We start from the raw sequence: 21943 nt of genomic DNA on the forward strand, positions 1-21943 counted from the left end.
ACGGCGAGTGGTGGGGCCGGTTCAGCCGACGGGTGGCGGCGGGTCGTCGGACCGCGCAGGGGCGCCCGGTGCTGCGGACGCGTCACCGGTGGTGCCCGGCGCCGGCGTCCCTGGCGCGGGGGCCACGGGGGCGATGCCGATGCTCGACTGCCCGCCCGGGGAGATGCCCGCCTTGGCGAGGATCTCGCGACCACGCTGGGCGACCTTGTGCTCGGCGAACACCTCGTAGCGGGTGGCCACGACCTGGCTGACCGACGAGAAGTCACGGGCGCCGCGCGTGAAGGCGTAGCCGACGAGCGACCAGATGAGACCGAACACGGCGCCGTAGAGGGCGGTCGACAGCAGTAGCGTGACCGCGCTCGTCGGCCGCGAGAACAGCGACAGGATGAGCCCGACGAAGAGCCCCAGCCAGATGCCCGAGAGCAGCCCGCCGAGGGCCACCCGCCCCCACGTCAGGCGGGCGGTCACACGCTCCAGCTGCTTGAGGTCGGTGCCGACGATGAGGCAGTTCTCGACCGGGAACTGGTTGTCGGACAGCGTGTCGACCGCCTTCTGGGCGTCCTCGTACTTGTCGAAGACACCGAGCGACATGGGGTACTCCAGGGACAGCGTCGCGAATCCCGGTCGTCCCCCCGGACCCTTCGGTTGCAGGCTCATGCCACCATCCTCGCACCCGCCCGGCCGGCCATCGGGCTTCGTCAAGCCTTGAGCTTGTAGTCCTCCACGAGCCGGCGGCCGATGATCATGCGCTGGATGTCGGCGGTGCCCTCGCCGATGAGCAGCATCGGGGCCTCGCGGTAGAGGCGCTCGATCTCGTACTCCTTCGAGTAGCCGTAGCCGCCGTGGATCCGGAAGGAGTCTTCGACGACCTGCGAGCAGTATTCGGACGCAAGGTACTTCGCCATGCCGGCCTCGAGGTCGTTCCGCTGGCCGGAGTCCTTCTTGCGTGCGGCCTTGACCATCATCTCGTGAGCGGCCTCGACCTTGACGGCCATGTCGGCGAGCCGGAACAGGACGGCCTGGTGGTCGACGATCTTCTTGCCGAACGTCTCGCGCTGCTGGGCGTAGGAGACGCCGAGCTCGAAAGCCCTTCTCGCGACGCCGCACCCGCGGGCGGCGACGTTGACGCGGCCCACCTCGACGCCGTCCATCATCTGGTAGAAGCCCTTGCCCGGCTCGCCGCCGAGGATCTGCGCGTCGGTCGTGCGGTGGCCCTCGAAGACGAGCTCGGTGGTGTCGACGCCCTTGTAGCCCATCTTGTCGATCTTGCCGGGCACGGTGACGCCCTGGGCGGTCTCGCCGAACCCGCTCTCCTTGTCGATGAGGAAGGTCGTCATGTTCTTGTAGACGGAGTCGGCGCCGGTGTCGGTCTTGACGAGGACCGCGACGAGGTTCGCAGACCCGCCGTTCGTGAGCCACATCTTCTGGCCGTTGATCGTCCACCCGCCGTCGTCGCCCTTGACGGCCTTCGTCTTGATGGCCGACACGTCACTGCCGCAGCCCGGCTCGCTCATCGAGAAGGCACCGCGGATCTCCCCGGTCGCCATCCTCGGCAGGTAGCGCTGCTTCTGCTCCTCGGTGCCGTGCTGGAGCACCATGTACGCGACGATGAAGTGCGTGTTGATGATGCCGCTCACGCTCATCCAGCCGCGGGCGATCTCCTCCACGCACAACGCGTACGTCAGCAGGGACTCGCCGAGGCCGCCGTACTCCTCGGGGATCATCAGGCCGAAGATCCCCATCTCCTTCATGCCGTCGACGATGGCCTGCGGGTACTCGTCCTTGTGCTCGAGCTCGGTGGCCACCGGGATGATCTGCTCTTCGACGAACTCGCGCACGAGCTTGACGAGCTCGTGCTGCTCCTCGGTGAGGCCTTCGGTCTGCTGGAGTCGGGACATGCGCGGATCGCCACCTTGCGAGTGCTCGGGCTGGGTGCTCTGGGCTGGGACAGCTTCGACCGAGTATGCCGCCGCGTCGGCTGCCGGGTCAGCGCCCTCGCGTGTGAGTACCGACACCTGTGTCGTGGCTCACCGACCGCCGGGTCACCAGAGCTGTCCGAAGCCGACCTTCTTCGACCGGGCCGGCCCCTCGAGCGTCGAGCGCTGGCTGAAGTCCCCCGCCTTGAGGCCGGCCGTGACCGTGCGCAGCAGCTCGGTGCGCGTCGCCGTGGGGGCGTCCTTCATGGCCTTGAGGAACAGGTAGGTGAACGCACCGTTCGAGCGACCGTCGAAAGTCGCGTCGGACGCCGTCTGGTCGGGCTTGCAGGCCGCGAACAGCACCGGCTTGGAGGCGGTCCCGCGGCTGCGGGTCAGCTCGACGAGGGCCTTGCGGTCGACGGTGCGCACGGGGGCGACTGCCCGGATGGCGCGCGTCTGCTCGAGGCCGCGGCGGGTGGGGGCCGGGAGGAACCGCGGCTTCCGGCCGAGAAGCTGGGCCTGCAGGATCTCCTCGAGGTCCTTCAGGCCGGTGCCGCTGTGGCAGGTGTCGAGGAGCACCTCGAGCAGGACACCGGACGGCACCCGTGCGAACAGGTCGCGCAGCTCGTCGTCGACGATGACGGTGTCGCGGTCCCACTGGTCGCCCTTCTGGCGGATGTCGTAGCAGGCGAAGGCCTCGTCGAGGTCGTCGGGCTCGATGTCTCCGCCGGGCTCGTTGGGCACCTGGGTGCCGTGGCTCGAGAGCGTGAAGACGAGGTGGTCGCCCGACTTGGCGCTGGTGACGAGCTGCGTCAGGGCAGCCATGACGTTCTTCTTCGTCGCGTCGGCGTCCGTCAGGACGGTCGTCGCCCTCGCCGTGAAGCCCAGTGGGCGCAGTGCCTTCGCGATGTCGTTCGCGTCGTTGACGCAGCCGGCGAGCCAGCTGGTCTGCGGCAGCGACGCGAACTCGTTGATCCCCACGCACAGAGCCCTGCGTGCCATGGTCGTTCCCTTCTGATCGGAACCCCTCGGGTGAGTGGGTTCGACTGTGACGTATGTCGTTTCAGACCTTCTCGAGGACGGCGTCGGGTCTCGCGTAGACGGCGTACGCGAGCCAGGTCGGGTCGCCCGCGGCGCGTGCCGCCTCGCGGGCGAGGGCACTGGCCCGCGACATCGGCGCACCACCGAGCAGCTCGTCGTAGAGCGTCTCGACGAAGACCTGCGCCGGCTCCTCCCGCACCGACCAGAGGCACGAGACGAAGGCCGAGGCGCCGGCATCGAGGAACGCCTTGGCGAACCCACCGGCGGTGGTGAGCAGCTCGCCCGAGCGACCGGTCTGGCAGGCGTTGAACACGACGAGCGGCCCCGTGACGCCGGGGTCGGTCCAGTCGAGGTTCTGCGAGACGTCCGTGGCGGTCAGGTACTGCTCCTGGACGGTCGAGCCCCGTCTCCGGCCGCGCAGCAGCACCTTCGCCTCGGCGATGTCGTCGGCATCGGCAGCGCCGTGGCCGGAGAAGTGCAGCAGGTCGAACCCGCCGCCGCGCAGCAGCCGTTCGACGCCGACCGGTGTCGCCGTGACCGGCTTGGCCCCGAACCGCTCACGCAGGTAGCCGGCCTCGGCCACGCCGACGTCGTTCTTGAACATGGGGTTCGCGTAGACGGGGCAGATCGACCGGGCACGTCCCGGCCGCACGCGCATCCGCTGCGGCGGGAAGCTGCCGAGCTGCCACCGCACCATCCCGCCGGAGCCCAGGAACCGCGGCTTCGTGCCCCGCTTGCCGCGTGGCGGCTTGAGGTGCACGAGCTCCCACGGGACGAGCGGCTCGTCGGTGTAGACGATGAGGTCGTGCACGAGGTCGCGGTGCGCCCAGAGGTAGGCCTGCAGGTCCTCGGGGAAGAACTGCTCGAAGAGCAGCGTGCCGGTGTTCTGCAGCTGCGACATCCGTTGGCGCGCAGTGAGATCGGGGTCCTTGATGACGCGCTCGACCTCGGCGATGCGTTGCCGCACGAAGTCGTCCCGTCCGGTGACGGGCGCCGACGTGAACACCCGGGCGGGCTGGCCCGGCACGAGGCGCAGCGCATAGCTGTAGATGTGCTCCCCCGTCGTCAGGCGGCCTTCGACGATGTCGAGGCACGGCAGTCCGGCGAGCTCCGGGGCAGCGACGCCGGGGTGCACGACGGCCCTGACCGTCTGCGGGCCTAGCAGGGTGGCGCCGTCGGCCGTGGCCTCGAGGGACAGCGTCGCCACGATCACGCTCCCCTGCCGGAGCACGATGGTGACGCCCACGGGTCCCGGGTCCAGGGCCCGCACCCGGAACGTCAGCTCGGCCGCCACGCCGTCGACCGACGAGAGCGCGAAGAGCTTCGGTTCCGCCTCCCGCACCTGCGCGTTGTCCTTGGCGTAGACCTGAACGCTCACCGCCTGCGACGCGTCGACCTGGATCGTCTCCTCGACGTGGACCGTGCCCGGGGTCGCCGTCAGGGGCGCCCGCGAGAGACGCACGCGCACGGTGAAGTCCGAGCCCGCGGTCACCACCGACGGCATCTCGGCCGCCAGCTCGGCGCTCGTCTCCTGCCGGGAGGCGGCTGCGGGCGGGGCCGGGGGCGGGGGCGCGGGGGCCGAGGGCGCGGGCGGCGGCGGGGGCGCGGGCGGCGGGACGGCCATGGAAGGTGGCGGCTCCGCCCCGGACCCCACCGGCTCCGGCTCGTCGGGCACGGCCCCGAGTCCACGGTCGTCCGGCGGCAGCGCCGCCGTCATCCATCCCGGGAGGTGCGACTCGTCGTCGGAGGCGCCGAGCCCCAGCGGCAGCCACTGGGCGATCTGGCCGATCACGCTCAGCTGGGCGAAGTAGTTGACGTGGTGGACGACGTCGTTCGTGCCCAGGGCGCACGTCTCGGTGACGCGGAGCCCGGAGCCACCGACCGTCGACATCGAGTCGGTGTCGACGACGAGGTCGTTGCGCCCCTCGAAGAGCCCGTCGACGAAGCCCTCGGCCAGCCGGACCGCGAGCTCCCGCGGGAACTCCGGCGGGTTGTGGTGGTCGTCGAAGAGCGACACGTGGAAGTCGGAGGTCACCACGTACCAGCTCGGCTCGTCCCCCCGCCGCAACGGTCGCACGGCATCCAGGGCGGTGACGAAGTCCCCGCCGGGGCGCATCGCCGCGAGTCCGGGCGCACCGTCGTCACCGGCGGCACACGACGCCAGGTACTTCACGAGCGTCCCGACGCCGCCCACGACGCCACCGACGATGGCGCGGAAGGGCGCTCCGCCCGGGAAGAGGGAGAGTCCGCTCGCGGTGGCCATGACGAGGTTCGTGTAGAGGTCGACGAGGTCGTGCCAGCGCTCGGGGTCGGCCAGGTGCGTGCCGGCGTTCGTCGCCGCGACGAGCACGACCGCGCCGACGGTGGCCCGCAGCCCAGAGGCGGGCAGCACGGCCTCGACGAACGACCGGGTCACGAGGCCGCCGCGGCTGTGCGTGACCACGTCGATGACGAGCTCTCCGTGGAACGGCTCGAGGAGGGCGACCAGCTCGTGGGCGTTGCGTTCCGGGTCGACGCTGAGGGTGCGGTGGTCGAAGCCGAGCACGGCGTCGTATGCCGTCACGAGCGTGTCGACGAAGCCCTCCGCCCCGGGCGTGACCGCGAGCGCCCCGAACGCACCGGTCGTCGACGAGAACGTGCCGTGCACGAGGAGCAGGATGCGGGCCGGGCGGTCGGTGGGGAGCGACGCGATCTCCTCGATGCCGTCGATGGGGCGCCACTCGTCGGGGCCAGTGACGTGGACCAGCCCGGTGCGCACGCCTGACTCGAGGTGTTCGACGAGGCGGTCGACGGCCGCCGGCACGGCGAAGCGCAGGACGGTGGCCTGCAGCGCGCCGTGCACGAGGTCGCCGAGCAGCCCGCGGTCCGCCCGGCCGGGCGACGTGCCGTGAGAGGTGCCTGGCCGCGTCGTCCGCGGCGCCGGCTGGACCGGGAGCGCGAACGACACCGTGCGCGGCCCGGGCTCGAGCGACCGCTCCTCACGCGCCGGGACGTGCCACGAGTAGACGCCGTCGCGTTCGAGGAGCACCACGGCGTCCTCGCCGGCGGGCACGTCGACGTCGACGTGCACGGTGCCGCGCCGGTTCGGCGGAGGCGGTGCATCGAGGTCGCGGCCGCGTCTCGGCGCCAGGTCGATGCGGTCCACGACGATGAAGTCGCTGTCACCGAGGAGGTCTGCCAGTGCGGCCCGGTCCGCCGCTCGCCGGCCGGGCTGCGGCAGGTCCGGCGGCAGGTCCGGCGGCAGGTCCGGCGGCAGGTCACGGTCCGCGCGGCCGGGCTCCCCGGCCGCGGACACGTCGTAGCCGCGGGGGGCGCGCACGCGCACCGCTCCCCCACCGAAGGACGCGGACGGCATACCTGGGCTCCCTCCCTGACGCTCCTCCTGCTCACACCGTAGAGGTGGACGACGCGTCCGGTGATACAACGCGACAACCTGCCCGCACGGAAATTCGGTTGCGCGGCGGTGGCGGCTCCGCCAGTCTCTACGCGAGCGCTGCGGCACACGGCTGCAGACCCTGGACCCAAGGAGGGTGACATGTCCATCACGGCCTCGGGCACGCCTGCCCACACCACTTCTTCCTTGGAGTTCAATTGTCTTTCAATGCTTTTCACGAAGATGAGTACGAGGTCTTCGATCCCCGCCTGACTGACGGGCGGTTCACCGACCTCGACCTCGAGTCGTTCGCGATCGACACCCAGCCCGACGCACCACCGGAGGGTGAGCGCTGGTCCAGCTGGGACGGCGCGACGCACGGCCCGAAGCCTCGCCCTGACTGGGTCATCACCGACCTCGGCGCGGTCGAGTCCGACCTGGGCGTGCTCAAGACCGGCAAGGAGGCCGACGTCCACCTCGTGCGCCGGTGGGTGCCCGGCTCACCGGACCGGGACGTCCTCATGGCCGGCAAGCGCTACCGGTCGAGCAAGAACCGCCTCTTCCACCGCGACTCGGGCTACCTCGAGGGGCGGCGGGTGCGCAAGTCGCGCGAGACGCGGGCCATCCGGACCCGCACCTCGTTCGGCAAGGAGCTGATCAGTGGCCTCTGGGCCTTCGCCGAGTTCGAGACGCTGGTCAGGCTGTGGCACGAGGGGCTGCCGGTGCCCTACCCGGTGCAGATGTCCGACGACGAGATGCTGATGGAGTTCATCGGCTCTCCCGACGGACAGGCCGCGCCCCGCCTCGCGCAGACCCGTCCCGACCCGGAGCTGCTGCCGGTTCTCTTCGAGCAGCTGCGCGAGGCGATGCTCCGGCTCGCCGAGCTCGGCTGGGCGCACGGTGACCTGTCGCCGTACAACGTGCTGCTCGACGGTGAGGGCGACGACGCCCGGCTGGTGCTCATCGACTGGCCGCAGGTCGTCGACGTCATCGGCAACCCGCACGGGCCCGAGTTCCTCGAACGCGACACACGCAACATGTGTGACTGGTTCACTCGACGTGGGTATGCGGTCGACGAGGGCCTGCTCTTCGGTGACCTCATCGCCGCGGCGACGTCCCGCTGGTGACCACCGCGAGGGCACGGACGCGATGGAGACCACCCGTTCGTGGGGTGGTCTCCATCCACGTCCGGCCCTCGGCGAGGTGGCCGGACGGCGGGTCGGCGCCGGGCTGTCAGTCGGCCAGGAAGTCGGCGGTGTGGCCGAACTTGCCGGAGTGCACGAAGGCCTCGAGCGGCAGGCGCGAGCGGGGCAGGCGCGCCCGCGTGCGCACCCAGTCGGGCATCTCGGCGTCACCGTCGGGCCCGGCGGGCAGGCCGAGCGCGATGCCCGTGGTCACGGCCCAGTGCGGCGGCACCGCGAAGACCTCGGTGGCCGCCCGGTGGTCGAAGCCGCCGAACTGACGCACCTGCAGGCCCATCGAACGCGCCTGCACGGTGATGTGGGCGACCGCCTGGCCGAGGTCGAACATCGCGTAGTCGCTGTAGGCGATCTCGTGGTCCTCGTCGGTCGCGACCTGGTGAAGGGTCAGGATGATCGCCGAGGCCGAGGGCGCCCAGACCTGGTTCGCCGACGACAGCAGCTCGACCATGGCGGCGTGGGTGTCGTCGCCGCGCAGGCCGACGATGAAGCCCCACGGCTGCGAGTTGCCGGCCGACGGTGACCAGCGCGCCGCCTCCAGGATCGCGCGCAAAGCGTCCGGCGAGAGGGTGTGGGAGCGGTCGTAGACGAGCACGCTCTCACGGTCGCGCAGCAGCGGCGTCAGCGTCTCCGGCTGCGCCGTCGAGCCCGCGGGCGTATGCCGTCCGCTCGGCACCGTCGTGTCACTCACGTCGCTCCTCCTCACGTTTCCGTCAACGATGCCCGACCCTGCTCTCTTCCCAGCCGTCCCTGTGGCCACCACCACTCAATGTACGGGCGGGCGATCAGTAGGCTCGGCCGACGACGGCGAGCACGCCCTCGTCGTCCTCGGACTCGGGCACCGACCCGTCGGGCATCGTCAGGCACCGCACGGTCACGGCGGCCTCGGCGAGAGTGGCCTCGCCGGCGGGGCCCAGCGTCGACCACGGGATCGTCGCCCAGCCGGTGCGTGCCGCCTCGCGAGCCTCGTCGAGGGTGGTGACCGCGGTGGTGTTGCCCGTCTGGTGGGCCAGCGCGGCTGCATACAGCGCCTCGTGGTCCTCCTCGAGCGCGGTGGTCACCGTGTCGACGACCCCGCCGAGCGGGACGGCCGACTTGCCGCCGGCGATGCGCCGCACCACGGTGACGGTGCCTTCCGCGAGGTCGCGCGGTCCGACCTCGACGCGCACCGGGATGCCCTTGAGCTCGGCGTCGACGGCGCGACGACCGAAGGGCGTGTCGACCCGGGCGTCGAGCTCGGCGCGCACGCCGCGGGCCAAGAGGTCAGCCACGACCTGCTCGGCCGCTGCTGCAACGCCCTCGCCGTCCTTGACCACCATGACGAGCGCCTGCACCGGTGCGAGCCGAGGGGGCACCCGCAGGCCGGCGTCGTCGCCGTGGCACATGATGAGGCCGCCGACCATGCGCGTCGACGTGCCCCACGACGTGGTCCAGCAGGTCTCCTGGCGCGACTGCTCGGAGAGGTAGGTGATGTCGAAGGCCTTGGCGAAGTTCTGGCCGAGCTCGTGGCTCGTGCCCATCTGCAAGGCCTTGCCGTCACGCATCATCGCCTCCAGCGCAAGGGTGTTCGTCGCGCCGGCGAAGCGCTCACGGGCGGTCTTGCGCCCGAGGACCACTGGCATCGCGAGCATCTCGCGCATGAACGCGGCGTAGACGTCGGCATGGATGCGCCTCGCGTAGGCGCGTGCGTCGGCCTCGGTGGCGTGCGCCGTGTGGCCCTCCTGCCACAGGAACTCGCTGGTGCGCAGGAAGATCCGTGGGCGCAGCTCCCAGCGCACGACGTTGGCCCATTGGTTGAGCAGGAGCGGCAGGTCGCGGTAGCTCTGGGTCCACTTCGCCATGTACTCGCCGATGACCGTCTCGGACGTCGGCCGCACGACGACCTTCTCCTCGAGCTCCTTGCCGCCGGCATGCGTCACGACCGCGAGCTCGGGGCTGAAGCCCTCGACGTGCTCGGCTTCACGCGTGAGGTACGACTCCGGGATGAAGAGCGGGAAGTACGCGTTCTTCGCGCCGGCCTCCTTGATGCGCCGGTCCATGTCGGCCTGCATCCGCTCCCAGATCGCGTAGCCGTACGGTCGGATGACCATGGTGCCGCGCACCGGCCCGTTGTCGGCCAGCTCCGCCTTCGCGATGACGTCCTGGTACCAGCGGGGAAAGTCCTCGGACTGGGGAGTGAGCACGGTCTTGGGCATGGCCCCGATCCTACGGACGAGACCACATCAGGCGCCCGCCTCGCGCGGGCTCGGGCCTGCTCAGGCGCGCCGCATCGTCGCGACCATGAACGCCTGCCACGCCCCACGCGAGTCGGCGAGCTCGCCCGGCCCACCGACCTGCTCGAGGATGCGGGTCGTGGCATCGCGCGTGACGTCGTCGAAGTCGCCGGTCGTCTCGACGTCCGTGCGGCCCCACACGTGGCGGCACATCGCCTGCACCGCCTGCACCTGCGCGTTGGACCGACGGATCAGCCGGGGCTGCTCGGGCCCGAACCGGCCGATGTCGACGTGGATGTGGTTCGCGTGCGCGCCGTCGAACAGGTAGGTCAGCACGTCGGCGAACTCGTGGTGCAGACCTGCCGCCGTGCGCCAGTAGAGGGACAGCCGCCGGCGCAGCTCGGTCGCCGGCGCGTCCCGCCACTGGTCGTAGCGCAGCGAGGTGAGGTCGCGACCACCCGACCGGAGCCGCGCGATGTCGATCGCCTCGCCGGAGCTGTGCCACGACGTCGACGACCCGCGCACCCACGCGCCGTAGGAGCGGATCTCGTCGGGCGCCTGACCGACGTGCTTGCGGTGCAGGGCGAGCCACCGGTCGAGCCTGGCCCCGAAGGGCTCGGTCACGTAGTACGTCACGGGACGGCCGGTGACCTCGTACGCGTACGCCGCCGTCCCGACGCGGCGACGGGCCTCGAGGGCCCGGAAGTCCACCGGCTGCGGGTCGATCCGCAGCTCCGGCGGGCGGGGCTCGCCGAGGCCGGGGAGCTGCGGGAGGCCCGGGAGGCCGGGACCGCGCGAGACGCCATACGCCCCACCCGCGGCGACAACCCCCAGCGCACCGAGCGTGAGGAGGCGGCGACGGGTCAGCCCAGCCCCGTTCGGCGCGTCGGCGGGCTCGGGCGGGCTCACCTGCCCGCGCTCGGTCGTCTCGGGCGCCATGACTGCTCCAACGCGCGAGGGCGCCCGTCCGATCCCGCACGGCGGATGAGCGGGTCGCCGACCTGTCGGGCCACCCGGGCCCTACGCTCCGTCCATGTCGACCGGACGGGCGCTGCGGCGGCGCGTGGTGATCCGCGCCGCGATCGGCCTCGGTGCCGCAGCGGTCTGGGTGCGCTGGCCGGGTGCGGCGACGCGCCCGACGGGGTGACGCTGGCCGAGGGCGTGCTCGACACGCGCTTCGACACGGACTCACCCCGGTGGCGTCTGGCGGTGCCCGCGGACGGCCGCCCCCGTGGCCTCGTCGTCGCCCTTCACGGCGCCGGCGGGGACGCCGACAACGCGTTCAGCCTGGGCTACGCCGACGCGGTGGCCTCCACAGGACTCGCGCTGGCATCGGTCGACGGGCGACGCACCTACTGGCACAAGCGAACCGACGGAAGTGACACGGGCGCGATGGTCCGTGACGAGCTGGTGCCACTGGCTCTGGAGCGGTCCGGGCTCGCGCCCACGTCGCGCGGCGGGCTGCTCGGGTGGTCGATGGGCGGCTTCGGGGCGCTGCTCATCGCGAGCGACCTGGGGCCGCGTCGCGTCACGGGCGTCGTCGCCGCGAGCGCCGCGCTCTGGCTCCGCGGCTCGCAGACCCCGGCCCGCGCCTACGACGGCGCGGCCGACTTCGACCGCCACTCCATCTTCAACCGGGTGGACCGGCTCGCCGACGTCCCCGTCCGGCTCGACTGCGGCCTGTCCGACCCGTTCATCGCCGCGAACCGCACCCTCGCCGGTCGCCTGGCGCACGCCGAGACCCACTTCGAGCCTGGCGAGCACGACGACGCGTGGTGGAGCGGGCACTCCGCCGCGGAGATGGCCTGGCTCGCGCGGCGCACCTGACGTCGCGCAGCCCGCCGCCGTCACGTGAGCGCGGCCGGCGCTCAGCAGCGCCGGAGTGCTGCGGCGCTCGTGAGCGCCGCCCCCGCCCCTGAGACGTCCCGGCTCCGCGGGTCAGCCGAGGGCGGCGATCGCCTCGGCGGTGGCGAGCACCTTCCGGGCCGTGTCGACGTGGAGGTTCTCGATGAGCCGGCCGTTGAGGGTTGCCACACCGCGCCCCTGCGCCTGCGCCTCCTCGAACGCCGCGATGACGGCTCGGGCGTCCTCGACCTGGGCCTCGCTCGGGGCGAAGACCTCGTTGGCCGGCTCGACCTGCCCGGGATGGATGAGCGTCTTGCCGTCGAAGCCGAGCTCGCGTCCCTGGCGCGCCTCGGCGAGGAAGCCCTCGGTGTCCTTGACGTCGTTGAAGACCCCGTCGACGATCACGACGCCGGCGGCCCGCGCCGCGAGCAGGGCGAGCTGCAGGCTCGCCGAGATCGCCGCACGGCCGGGCGCGAACGTCGCGCCGAGTTCCTTGTAGAGGTCGTTGGTGCCGAGCACGAGGCAGGCGAGCCGCTCTGAGGCGCGGGCGATCTCCTCGGCGTGCAGCACCGCGACCGGCGTCTCGACCATGGCCCAGAGGCGCGTGTGCTCCGGGGCACCCGCCGCCTCCATCGCTGCCACGAGACCGCGCACCTCGTCGGCGGAGTTCACCTTCGGCACGACGATGGCGTCGGGGCCCGCAGCAGCGGCCGCGGCGAGGTCGGCGTCGTGCCACTGCGAGCCGAGGCCGTTGACGCGGATCGTCAGCTCGCGGCGGCCGTACTCCCCCGAACGTGCTGCGGCGCAGGCGTTCTCGCGCGCTGCCTCCTTTGCGTCAGGCGCGACGGCATCCTCGAGGTCGAGGATGAGCGCGTCGACCGGCAGCGTCTTGGCCTTCTCGAGCGCCCGCTCGTTGGAGCTCGGCATGTAGAGGACGGAGCGGCGGGGGCGGTACGCGCGGGCACCGTCGGCGTATGCCGTCTGGTCGGGCACGGGGTCAGCCTTCCTGCGTGGCGGGCTCGGCGGCATACAGCTCGGCGAGCGCGGGGTCGGTCTGCGAGAGGCGCTCGGCGAGCTCGACGATGACGAGGCACTGCTTGAGGCTCGCGTCGTCCTCCATCTTGCCGTCGAGCATCACGGCGCCGGTGCCGTCGCCCATCGCGGCGACGACGCGTCGGGCGTGCGCGACGTCCTCGGCCGACGGGCTGAAGACGCGCTTGGCGATCTCGATCTGCACGGGGTGCAGCGACCACGTGCCGACGCAGCCGAGCAGGAACGCGTTGCGGAACTGGTCCTCGCACGCGACGACGTCCTGGATGTCGCCGAACGGGCCGTAGTAGGGGTAGATCCCGTGCATCGCGCAGGCGTCGACCATGCGGGCGATCGTGTAGTGCCACAGGTCCTGCTGGGCGGTGGCGCGCCGGCCCTGGACGTCGCCGTCGACGGGGTCGGTGCGCACGAGGTAGCCGGGGTGTCCGCCCCCGACGCGCGTCGTCTTCATGCGACGGTCGGCGGCGAGGTCGGCGGGTCCCAGCGAGAGTCCCTGCATGCGCGGCGAGGCACCGCAGATCTCCTCGACGTTCACCATGCCTCGCGCCGTCTCGAGGATGGCGTGCACGAGGATCGGGCGGGTCAGCCCGGCCTTCGCCTCGAGCTGGGCGAGGAGGCGGTCGACGTAGTGGATGTCCTCCGCGCCCTGCACCTTCGGCACCATGACGACGTCGAGCTTGTCGCCGATCTCGGTGACGAGCGTCGTGAGGTCGTCGAGGGCCCACGGGCTGTCGAGGGCGTTGATGCGCGTCCACAGCTGGGTGTTCTCGCCGAAGTCGGTGGCCTTCGCGATGTCGACGAGGCCGGCGCGGGCCGCCTCCTTGCGGTCGGCCTTGACGGCGTCCTCGAGGTTGCCGAGCAGCACGTCGACGGTGCCGACGAGGTCGGGCACCTTGGCGGCCATCTTCGGGTTGCTCGGGTCGAAGAAGTGGATGACCCGGGAGGGGCGGGCAGGCACCTGCGCCAAGGGCGTCGGCGCCCCCACCGCGAGTGGCCGGAAGAAGTCCTTGGCGCTGCGCATGGGCGCCAACGTAGCAACGCGTTGGAGACGCGCGTTATGACGACAGTCACGCACGCCGTCGATGAGGCCGGCATCACTATGGTGGCCGTGTGACCGAGCGCGCGACCGAGCCAGCAACCCCGCCGGCGAACCAGCCCGCCGACCCCTCGACGGCCGCGACCACGCAGGCAGAAGGGTCGACAGGGCAACCTGGCGAGCCCCGCCCGGCCAACGCGTCGGCGCTGCTCAACGAGGCGATGACGAAGTCCGGTCTGCTCTGGATCGAGGTGGCCGACGACCGCACCTGGCCGGCCTGGCACGTGTGGGACGACGGCGCCGCGCTCGTCGTCAGCGGGCCCGGGGAGCAGCCGCTCCCGTGGCTGCCCAAGGAGGTGCGGCTCATCCTGCGCAGCAAGGACACCGGCGGCCGCCTGCTCACGGTGCGCGCCCACGTCCACGTGCTCGAGCCCGGCACGCCCGAGTGGCAGCGCGCGACCGAGCTGCTGCGCGCCTCGCGCCTCAACGCCGTCGACGACTCGCTGACCCGCTGGGCGGCCGAGTGCACGGTCACGGCGCTCGTGCCCTTCGACAGCCCGCTCGAGTCGCCGGGAGCGTATGCCGCCCACGACCACCGCGAGGCGCCCGCGCGCACCAGTGCCACGACGACCTCGTGGCGACCGTGGCACTGGGGTGGACGCGGCGAGGAGAAGGCCGAGCGACAGCGGCTGCGTGACGAGAAGAAGGCAGCGCGCCGGGCCGCCAAGGAGCGGGCGAGGCTGCGCAAGAAGCGCCAGCGACGTGGCAGCCGTCGGCGGGGCCACTGACCCCATAGCCTTGCCTCATGAGTGCGAGCACCCGAGTCTTCGTCGCACGCCTGACGGGACTGAGCGTCTTCGACCCGCTCGGCGACCAGGTGGGCCGGGTGCGCGACGTCGTGGTGATGTTCGGCGCCAACCGTCCAGAGCCGCGCGTCATCGGCCTCGTCGTCGAGGTCCCGGGCCGCCGGCGCGTCTTCGTGCCGATGACCCGGGTGACGTCCATCGACGCCGGCGCCGTCATCACGACCGGGCTCGTCAACATGCGCCGGTTCGAGCAGCGCACCAACGAGGTGCTCGTCGCGGCCGAGCTCTTCGACCGCACCGTGCGCGTGACGACCCCCGACGCCGTCGAGGCCGGCTTCGCCGACGCCCTCGTCGAGGACATCGCCATCGAGCAGGGCCCGCGCCGAGACTGGCTCGGCACCCGCGTCTTCGTCCGGCAGGCCCCCATCGGCATCTCCCCCGCGTCCAAGGCCATGTCGCGCCTCACCCGGCGGCGTTCGGGCAAGACGATGCTCGTCGACATCCGCGACGTCGTCGGCCTGCACGAGCAGGCCGGGGCGCAGAGCGCCGAGCGCCTGCTCGAGACCTACGACGACCTCAAGGTCGCCGACCTCGCCGAGGTCATCCACGACCTCAACCCCAAGCGTCGCGCCGAGGTGGCCGCCGCGCTCGACGACGAGCGCCTCGCCGACGTGCTCGAGGAGCTGCCCGAGGACGACCAGGTCGAGATCATCGCCGGCCTCGACACCGAGCGGGCGGCCGACGTGCTCGAGGCCATGGAGCCCGACGACGCGGCGGACCTGCTCGCCGACCTCCCGCCCGAGCAAGCCGAGCAGCTGCTCCAGCTCATGGAGCCCGACGAGGCGGCTCCCCTGCGCCGGCTGCTCGCCTACGACGAGAAGACCGCCGGCGGCATGATGACCACCGAGCCGGTGGTGCTCGGTCCCGAGGCGACGATCGCCGAGGCGCTCGCCACGGTGCGCCGTGAGGAGCTCGCGCCCGCCCTCGCCTCCATGGTCTACGTCTGTCGCCCCCCGCTCGAGGCGCCCACCGGCCGCTACCTCGGGCTCGTCCACATCCAGCGGCTGCTGCGCGAGCCACCGCACGGCGCGGTCGGGTCGATCATCGACAAGGAGATCGAGCCGCTCGCCGCGAGCGCCTCGCTCGAGACGGTCACCCGCACCCTCGCGACCTACAACCTCGTCTCGTTGCCCGTCGTCGACGACGACGGCCGGCTCATCGGCGCCGTGACCGTCGACGACGTGCTCGACCACATCCTCCCCGAGGACTGGCGTGAGGTGCGGCACGAGCTGGAGGTGCGCCCGTGAGCGAACGCGCCGAGCGTCGACCCGGCACGCGCGCCTTGCGCGGCGACAAGCTCGACCAGCCCCAGGAGCAGCGCGCCCGCGTGCTGCCGCGCATGACCTTCTCGCAGGAGGCCTTCGGCGTCCTCTCCGAGCGGTTCGCCCGCTTCATGGGCACGGCCGGCTTCCTCATCGGCATGACGGTCTTCGTCGCGGCGTGGATCATCTGGAACACCCTCGCGCCCGACCGGCTCGTCTTCGACGCGTTCCCCTTCATCTTCCTCACGCTCATGCTGAGCCTGCAGGCGTCGTATGCCGCCCCGCTCATCCTGCTCGCGCAGAACCGCCAGGCCGACCGCGACCGCGTCGCCCTCGAGCAGGACCGCGCCCGCGACGAACGCAACCTCGCCGACACCGAGTTCCTCACGCGCGAGGTCGCCTCGCTGCGGCTGGCGCTGCGCGAGCAGGCCACCCGAGACTTCGTCCGCAGCGAGCTGCGCAGCCTCCTCGAGGAGCTCGAGGAACGCTCCCTCGTCCGCGGCCCCGACGACCCACCGGCCTCGCGGCACGCCGAGTAGGTCACGGCCACCAGCACCGATTCGCGGTCTGTCACGCCCTCGCGGTGTGTCGCGGTAGACAGCGGGCGTGGTCGGGAGGCCCCGCACGGCGGCATACGATGGAGGACATGTCTGTCCCCGCTCTGCCCAGCCGCGACGCCATGCTCACGGCGCTGTCGAAGGTCAACGACCCCGAGATCCGCAAGCCGATCACCGAGCTCGGCATGGTCAAGTCGGTCGAGATCGACGACGCCGGCAAGGTGGACCTCGCGATCTTCCTCACCGTGTCGGGCTGCCCCATGAAGGACACGCTGACCCGCGACACGAGCAACGCGCTGCTGGCCCTCGAGGGCGTCACCTCCGTGGAGGTCGAGCTCGACGTCATGAGCGACGAGCAGCGCGCCGAGCTGCGCGCGCAGCTGCGTGGCGGGGCCCCCGAGAAGGAGATCCCCTTCGCCAAGCCCAACAGCCTCACCAGGGTGTACGCCGTCGCGTCCGGCAAGGGCGGCGTCGGCAAGTCCTCGGTGACCGTGAACCTCGCTGCCGCGATGGCCGAGCAGGGTCTGCGGGTGGGCGTCGTCGACGCCGACGTCTACGGCTTCTCGGTGCCGCGCATGCTCGGCGTCGAGCAGCGCCCGACGCAGGTCGACGACATGATCCTGCCCCCCATCAGCCACGACGTGAAGGTCATCTCGATCGGCATGTTCGTGCCCGGCAACCAGCCCGTCGTGTGGCGCGGCCCGATGCTGCACCGGGCCCTGCAGCAGTTCCTCGGCGACGTCTTCTGGGGCGACCTCGACGTGCTGCTGCTCGATCTGCCGCCCGGCACCGGCGACATCGCCATCTCGGTCGCGCAGCTCATCCCGACGGCCGAGATCCTCGTCGTGACGACGCCGCAGCAGGCGGCCGCGGAGGTCGCCGAGCGGGCCGGCTCGATCGCGCTGCAGACCCATCAGCGGGTTGCCGGCGTCATCGAGAACATGAGCTGGCTCGAGCTGCCCGACGGCACCCGCCAGGAGATCTTCGGCTCCGGTGGCGGTCAGGCCGTGGCCGACTCGCTGTCCAAGAGCATCGGTGCGCCGGTGCAGCTGCTCGGTCAGATCCCCCTCGACACGCGCCTGCGCGAGGGCGGCGACACCGGCACGCCCGTGGTGCTCGGCGAGCCCGACTCGGCTGCCGGGGTCGCGCTGCGCGGCATCGCCCGTGGGCTCGGCACCCGCGCCCGCGGCCTCGCCGGTCGCAGCCTCGGCCTCACGCCCGCCGGCCGCTGACCCGCGGCCTCCCTTCTCCGATCGAAAGAACAGTTCGTCCTCGGACGAACTGTTCTTTCGATTGATGGAGCAGAGCCCAGCTGCCTCTTCATCGATAAAGCGATCCGCCCCACGGGCGGATCGCTTTCTCGATGTCATGGGGCGGGATGGGACGACAGTCGCCGCGCTCGGGTCCCTGAGACCTACCGTGAGCCTGGTCGGGCCGCCCGGCGAGCCGTCACGTGGCCTCGTCGTCCCAGGGCGTCGGCACGGTCGGGTCGTGCCACTTCGGGGTGCTGACCGGCTTGTCGACGGCAGGCGTCGGCTCGTCCTCGTCGGGGGGCGAGGCCAGCGCGTCGCGCACGATCTTCCGGGGGTCGTACTGGCGCGGGTCGTAGGCCTTCCAGTCGACGTCGGAGAACTCCGGCCCCATCTCGTCCTTGAGCTGCTGCTTCGCCCGGTCGGCCATCGTGCGCGCCTGGCGGACGAACTTGCCGAACTTGGCGGCGTACTCGGGCAGTCGCTCGGGACCGAGGATGAGGATCGCGAGCAGAGCGAGCAGGATCAGCTCCCACCCGTTGATGTCGAACACAGTCCCTCGCTTCCAGCGCGTCTCGGCGCCGCCATCCTATGTCGGCGGCCAGCCGTCGGCCGCGCGGGGACTACTTGCCCGGATCGGCCTCGAGCTTCATGGTCAGCTCGATCTCCTGGCCGCCGCGCTCGACCTTGAGCCTCACCGTGTCGCCGACGGCCCGCGCCCGGATGGAGACGATGAGCTGGTCGGGCGTGCGGATGCGCTTGCCCTCGAAGCCGATGACGACGTCGCCGGCCTTGACGCCGGCCTTGGCGGCGGGGCCGCCGGCCGTCACGGCGCCGGGCGCGTCGGACACCTGGGCGCCGTCGCCGGAGAAGGTGCGGTCGAGCGAGACGCCGATGATCGGGTGGGTGGCCTTGCCCGTCGCGATGAGCTGGTCGGCGGTGCGCCGGGCCTGGTCGCTCGGGATGGCGAAGCCGAGCCCGATGCTGCCGCCGGTGGAGCCGGTGGTGCCCGGGACCCGGGCGATGGCGCTGTTGATGCCGATGACGTCGCCGCTCATGTCGAGCAGGGGGCCACCCGAGTTGCCGGGGTTGATGGCCGTGTCGGTCTGGATCGCGTTGATGAACGAGGACTCGGGGCCCTCGCCGGCGCTGACCGGCCGGTTGAGCGCGCTGACGATGCCGGTGGTCACGGTCTGGTCGAGCCCGAGCGGCGCCCCGACGGCGATCACCTGGTCGCCGACGACGACCTTGTCGGAGGGCCCGAGCCGCAGGGGGGTCAGGTCGGTGCGCGCGATCTTCAGCACCGCGAGGTCGTAGCTGGTGTCGCGGCCGACGATCGTGGCCTTCTGCGCGTCGCCGTTGCTGAGCACGACCTCGATGTCGCCGCCCGGGGCCGCAGCGACGACGTGGTTGTTCGTCAGCACGTGCCCCTTCTTGTCGATGACGAAGCCCGACCCGGTGGCCGACCCCTCGCTGCCGCCGTCGACCTTGATCGTGACGACGCTGGGCAGGGCGGCCGCGGCGATGTTGGCGACCGAGCCGGGCGGTCGCGCGGTCGCACCGGGGCCGGGCTCGGGCAGCGTGGACGTGCCGGTGTTGATGCGGTCCTCGGCGAGCTGGCCGGCCACTCCGCCGACGAGTCCCGAGAGCAGGCAGAGCCCTGCCACCGCCGCGACGAGTCGACCGCGTCGCCGGCGGGCCGGGGCGGGAGGCTCGTCGGTCAGCAGCACGCCGCCGGCCGAGGGTCCGGCGGAGGGTGACCCGTAGGTCCAGCCCTGCGGGCCACCGCTTGCGTATGCCGTCGCGCCGGCGCTCGCGGCCCCGCTCGCTGCCGCTGCGGCATCGTCAGCGGTGGCCGGGCCGGCCGCAGGGGCGGCTACCGGCGTGCTCGGGTCACCGTCGTGCGCCGGAGGTGCGTAGGCGGAACGGTGCGCCTGCTCGGCTCTGGCGTCGGCGCGGTCGCTGCCCCAGGACGAGTCGGCCCTGGCCGGGACCCCGGCACCCTCGCCCGGGTGCTCGCCACCGAAGACGTCGAACCAGGCGTCGTCACCGTTGTCGTCGCCGCGACCGCCCGGCATCGAGCCGGTCGGGCCACCCGTGGGGGGCTCCGGCTGAGGGGCGGCGGCGGACGCGGGCGGGCCCGGCTGGGCCCCTGGTCCAGCCGGGATGGCCCGGGTGTCGTGCAGGTCGATGATGCCGGTCGGCTCACGGTCCGGGGCAGGTGCTGCGGCGACGGCGTCCTGCTCGGCGGGTCGCGCGGGTGAAGCGGGCTCGGGCACCTCTGCGGCAGGGGCCGGGGTCGGCTCGCGGTCCGGCGTCGTCGACTCGTCGGTCATGGGCTCGATTGTGCCGAACTGACGTCGGCGCCGCGCAGGAGGGCCCGCGCACCGGACGGCGTGGGCGCACGGTTGACGACGCGGGTGGTCACGACCCAGTAGGCCGAGCGGCTGGCGGCCTCGGTGCTGCGCTGCGCGTCGCGGTTCGTGACGCGCGCTGCCGGCAGCGCGGTGCCGCCGAGGTTGGACGAGCCCACGGTGGCACCGAGGTTCGCGACGGGAGGACGCACCACGGCCGCCCGGGTGCCCGGGACGGGCGTGATGGCCAGGCCCCACGCCGCGGCCACGGAGGCGCCGGCGGCGATCGAGGCGACCACCGCGGCGCGCATGGGCGAGCGGTGCAGGGCGGGGGCGGTCGGCCGCACGGTGGGCACGGGCTCGTAGGACGGCGTCGACGGCATACGGAAGCCGAGGGGGGGCATCGGCACGCGCGGCGCGTCGGTCCCCGGCGCGGACTGCGCAGGTGCGGCCGCGGCGAGCCCCATGAGCGAGGTGCGCAGGCTCATCGGCACGCCGGTGTCGGCCCGCAGCGACGCGACGATGCGCCGCTCCTGGTCGGCGGCGGCGCGGCACGACGTGCAGCACACGACGTGCTTGTCGTAGAGGTGCAGGAGCGCAGGCGGGAGCGCACGGTCGACGTACGCGCGTACGTGTCCCTTCAGGTGCGGCGTCACGACATCACCCCGGCCCCATCAGCGCGTGCTCGCCGCGACTCGACGACCGGGAAGGCGCAGGCCGGCGCGGCCGGTGCGCGTGCCGGGCTTGGCGGGGCGGGCCGCAGCGGCGACCTCGGGGGCCCGGTGGGCGAGGGCCTCGCGCAGCTGGGCGCGGCCGCGGTGGATGCGCGAGCGCACGGTGCCCAGCTTGACGCCGAGCGTCGCGCTGATCTCCTCGTAGGACAGGCCCTCGATGTCGCACAGGACGACGGCGGCGCGGAACTCCGGGGCGAGCGCGTCGAGGGCCCGCTGCACGTCGTCGTCGAAACGGGCGTCGTGATAGGTCTGCTCCGGGCCCTTCTCGAAGCTCGGGAGGCGGCCCGCGGCGTCGTCCGGGAGGGCGTCGAAGCGGATGCGCTGCTTGCGCCGCATCTTGTCGAGGAAGACGTTCGTGGTGATGCGGTGCAGCCAGCCCTCGAACGTGCCGGGCTGGTAGGAGTGCAGGGAGCGGAAGACGCGCACGAACACGTCGTGCGTCAGGTCCTCGGCGTCGTGGGGGTTGCCCGTCAGGCGGTAGGCCAGGCGGTAGACGCGGGCCGAGTGCTGCTCCACGATCTCCTCCCAGGTGGGAGGCGTCCATGTCGAGTCGGCCTGCTCCCCGGGGGCGGGAGAGGTGGACGTCACGCTGGTGCTCACTGGGGGCAGGGCCTTTCACGGGGACGGTTCATCGACATAACGCCGTCGATGTTCGATTCGTTCCCACTGATCGTCCCGACTCCGGCTGTCGGGGCGCCAGCCGGAACCTGTGGATCGCCTGTGGGTCGTGCTCGGTGTGGCGCGGACCGACGGTCACGGCGACTGCTCGGATCCGTCGTGCGGGACGGCCTCGTGATGGCGCCGGCCGTGGGTGCGACGGTCCTCCTTCATCTCGGCCTCGAAGAGGTGTCGGCGGCCGCCGGCGAGGTCGTCGCGGGCGAGCGCCTCGAGCCGCTTGAACGTCGCGTAGTAGCCGTCGTCGTACTCCTCGACGACCTGGAAGGTCCAGCGGCCCTCGATGACGTTGCGCCCCACGAGCTCGGTGGAGACCTGCTCGGCCAGCTCGGCGTGCCCCGCGTCGCGCAGCAGGTCCACGGCCTCGCCGAGCGCCAGGTCGGCCATCCCGGTCAGGCGGTGGAAGCCGTAGAGGTGCCCGCGTGCGTCCTCGACGACCTCGAGGGCCTCGGAGAGCTTGCCGAGCGCCTCCACGGTCGCGTCGTCGAGGCCCTCGGGGCGCCGGTGCTCTGTGGTCGGCCGGTCCGCTTCGTCCATGACCCGATCCTTACCCGATCGGGCACGAGAGGCAG

Annotated in this window: 20 protein-coding genes; 6 read left to right on the forward strand and 14 right to left on the reverse strand. The window is 72.2% G+C overall.

From position 1 onward, the window contains the following. Positions 1-21: 21 nt before the first annotated feature. The 4 genes from ACXR8F_RS01595 to ACXR8F_RS01610 form a co-directional block, all read right to left on the reverse strand. The gene (locus ACXR8F_RS01595) at positions 22-657 is read right to left on the reverse strand and encodes a general stress protein (RefSeq protein WP_458798489.1); all 636 of its coding nucleotides are present in this window, start codon (positions 655-657) and stop codon (positions 22-24) included. Positions 658-698: 41 nt separating this feature from the next. After that, complete coding sequence (locus tag ACXR8F_RS01600; protein ID WP_458798490.1) at positions 699-1898, reverse strand: acyl-CoA dehydrogenase family protein; 1200 nt, start codon at positions 1896-1898, stop codon at positions 699-701. A 144-nt stretch (positions 1899-2042) separates the two neighbouring features. Continuing rightward, on the reverse strand, positions 2043-2918 hold the full coding sequence (locus ACXR8F_RS01605; protein ID WP_045191808.1) for a caspase family protein: 876 nt from the start codon (positions 2916-2918) through the stop codon (positions 2043-2045). 61 nt (positions 2919-2979) lie between these two features. Further along, the gene (locus tag ACXR8F_RS01610; protein WP_458798491.1) at positions 2980-6312 is read right to left on the reverse strand and encodes a DUF7379 domain-containing protein; all 3333 of its coding nucleotides are present in this window, start codon (positions 6310-6312) and stop codon (positions 2980-2982) included. A gap of 236 nt (positions 6313-6548) precedes the next feature. Between ACXR8F_RS01610 and ACXR8F_RS01615 the strand changes: the two genes are divergently transcribed. Beyond that, a complete protein-coding gene (locus tag ACXR8F_RS01615; protein WP_458798492.1) occupies positions 6549-7457 on the forward strand; it encodes a serine protein kinase RIO in 909 nt (302 codons plus the stop codon). Positions 7458-7563: 106 nt separating this feature from the next. Here the strand turns inward: ACXR8F_RS01615 and ACXR8F_RS01620 are convergent, their stop codons facing one another. From ACXR8F_RS01620 to ACXR8F_RS01630, 3 genes are all read right to left on the reverse strand, one after another. Then, a complete protein-coding gene (locus ACXR8F_RS01620; protein ID WP_458798493.1) occupies positions 7564-8220 on the reverse strand; it encodes a nitroreductase family protein in 657 nt (218 codons plus the stop codon). A gap of 94 nt (positions 8221-8314) precedes the next feature. After that, positions 8315-9724, reverse strand: coding sequence for a proline--tRNA ligase (gene proS / locus ACXR8F_RS01625; protein ID WP_458798494.1), 1410 nt, complete (start codon positions 9722-9724; stop codon positions 8315-8317). A 60-nt stretch (positions 9725-9784) separates the two neighbouring features. Next, complete coding sequence (locus ACXR8F_RS01630) at positions 9785-10681, reverse strand: extensin family protein (protein ID WP_458798495.1); 897 nt, start codon at positions 10679-10681, stop codon at positions 9785-9787. Between the two features lie 204 nt (positions 10682-10885). On the opposite strand from ACXR8F_RS01630, the gene ACXR8F_RS01635 reads away from it, so the two are divergent. Then, positions 10886-11569, forward strand: coding sequence for an alpha/beta hydrolase-fold protein (locus ACXR8F_RS01635; protein WP_458798496.1), 684 nt, complete (start codon positions 10886-10888; stop codon positions 11567-11569). Positions 11570-11680: 111 nt separating this feature from the next. Here ACXR8F_RS01635 and ACXR8F_RS01640 read toward each other — a convergent pair whose 3' ends face one another. Beyond that, the gene (locus tag ACXR8F_RS01640; RefSeq protein WP_458798497.1) at positions 11681-12580 is read right to left on the reverse strand and encodes an HpcH/HpaI aldolase/citrate lyase family protein; all 900 of its coding nucleotides are present in this window, start codon (positions 12578-12580) and stop codon (positions 11681-11683) included. A gap of 4 nt (positions 12581-12584) precedes the next feature. Next, positions 12585-13658 (reverse strand): HpcH/HpaI aldolase/citrate lyase family protein, encoded by a 1074-nt coding sequence (locus ACXR8F_RS01645; RefSeq protein ID WP_458798498.1) that lies wholly within the window; start codon positions 13656-13658, stop codon positions 12585-12587. An 89-nt stretch (positions 13659-13747) separates the two neighbouring features. Here ACXR8F_RS01645 and ACXR8F_RS01650 point away from each other — a divergent pair, with 89 nt between their 5' ends. The 4 genes from ACXR8F_RS01650 to ACXR8F_RS01665 all read left to right on the forward strand — a co-directional run bounded on the left by ACXR8F_RS01650 (position 13748) and on the right by ACXR8F_RS01665 (position 17590). Further along, positions 13748-14461: a hypothetical protein gene (locus tag ACXR8F_RS01650; protein ID WP_458798499.1), complete on the forward strand. Its 714-nt coding sequence runs from the start codon at positions 13748-13750 to the stop codon at positions 14459-14461. A 17-nt stretch (positions 14462-14478) separates the two neighbouring features. Further along, positions 14479-15786 carry a magnesium transporter MgtE N-terminal domain-containing protein gene (locus ACXR8F_RS01655; RefSeq protein ID WP_045191813.1) on the forward strand — a complete coding sequence of 436 codons (1308 nt, stop codon included), beginning with the start codon at positions 14479-14481 and terminating at the stop codon, positions 15784-15786. Continuing rightward, positions 15783-16340: a DUF1003 domain-containing protein gene (locus ACXR8F_RS01660; RefSeq protein ID WP_045191814.1), complete on the forward strand. Its 558-nt coding sequence runs from the start codon at positions 15783-15785 to the stop codon at positions 16338-16340. The genes ACXR8F_RS01655 and ACXR8F_RS01660 overlap by 4 nt, the downstream gene beginning before the upstream one ends. Before the next feature lie 107 nt (positions 16341-16447). Continuing rightward, positions 16448-17590, forward strand: coding sequence for an Mrp/NBP35 family ATP-binding protein (locus ACXR8F_RS01665; protein ID WP_045191815.1), 1143 nt, complete (start codon positions 16448-16450; stop codon positions 17588-17590). Positions 17591-17807: 217 nt separating this feature from the next. Here the strand turns inward: ACXR8F_RS01665 and ACXR8F_RS01670 are convergent, their stop codons facing one another. The 5 genes from ACXR8F_RS01670 to ACXR8F_RS01690 form a co-directional block, all read right to left on the reverse strand. Continuing rightward, positions 17808-18161, reverse strand: coding sequence for a twin-arginine translocase TatA/TatE family subunit (locus ACXR8F_RS01670; RefSeq protein ID WP_045191816.1), 354 nt, complete (start codon positions 18159-18161; stop codon positions 17808-17810). Positions 18162-18231: 70 nt separating this feature from the next. After that, positions 18232-19944 carry a S1C family serine protease gene (locus tag ACXR8F_RS01675; RefSeq protein ID WP_458798500.1) on the reverse strand — a complete coding sequence of 571 codons (1713 nt, stop codon included), beginning with the start codon at positions 19942-19944 and terminating at the stop codon, positions 18232-18234. Next, the gene (locus ACXR8F_RS01680) at positions 19941-20618 is read right to left on the reverse strand and encodes a hypothetical protein (protein WP_458798501.1); all 678 of its coding nucleotides are present in this window, start codon (positions 20616-20618) and stop codon (positions 19941-19943) included. Before ACXR8F_RS01680 ends, ACXR8F_RS01675 begins: the two co-directional genes overlap by 4 nt. A gap of 18 nt (positions 20619-20636) precedes the next feature. Next, positions 20637-21284 carry an RNA polymerase sigma factor SigE gene (sigE, locus tag ACXR8F_RS01685; protein ID WP_458798502.1) on the reverse strand — a complete coding sequence of 216 codons (648 nt, stop codon included), beginning with the start codon at positions 21282-21284 and terminating at the stop codon, positions 20637-20639. Positions 21285-21449: 165 nt separating this feature from the next. Then, the gene (locus ACXR8F_RS01690; RefSeq protein WP_045191820.1) at positions 21450-21908 is read right to left on the reverse strand and encodes a hypothetical protein; all 459 of its coding nucleotides are present in this window, start codon (positions 21906-21908) and stop codon (positions 21450-21452) included. Between the last annotated feature and the right edge of the window lie 35 nt (positions 21909-21943).

It is taken from the genome of Terrabacter sp. AAH1 (assembly GCF_054456855.1).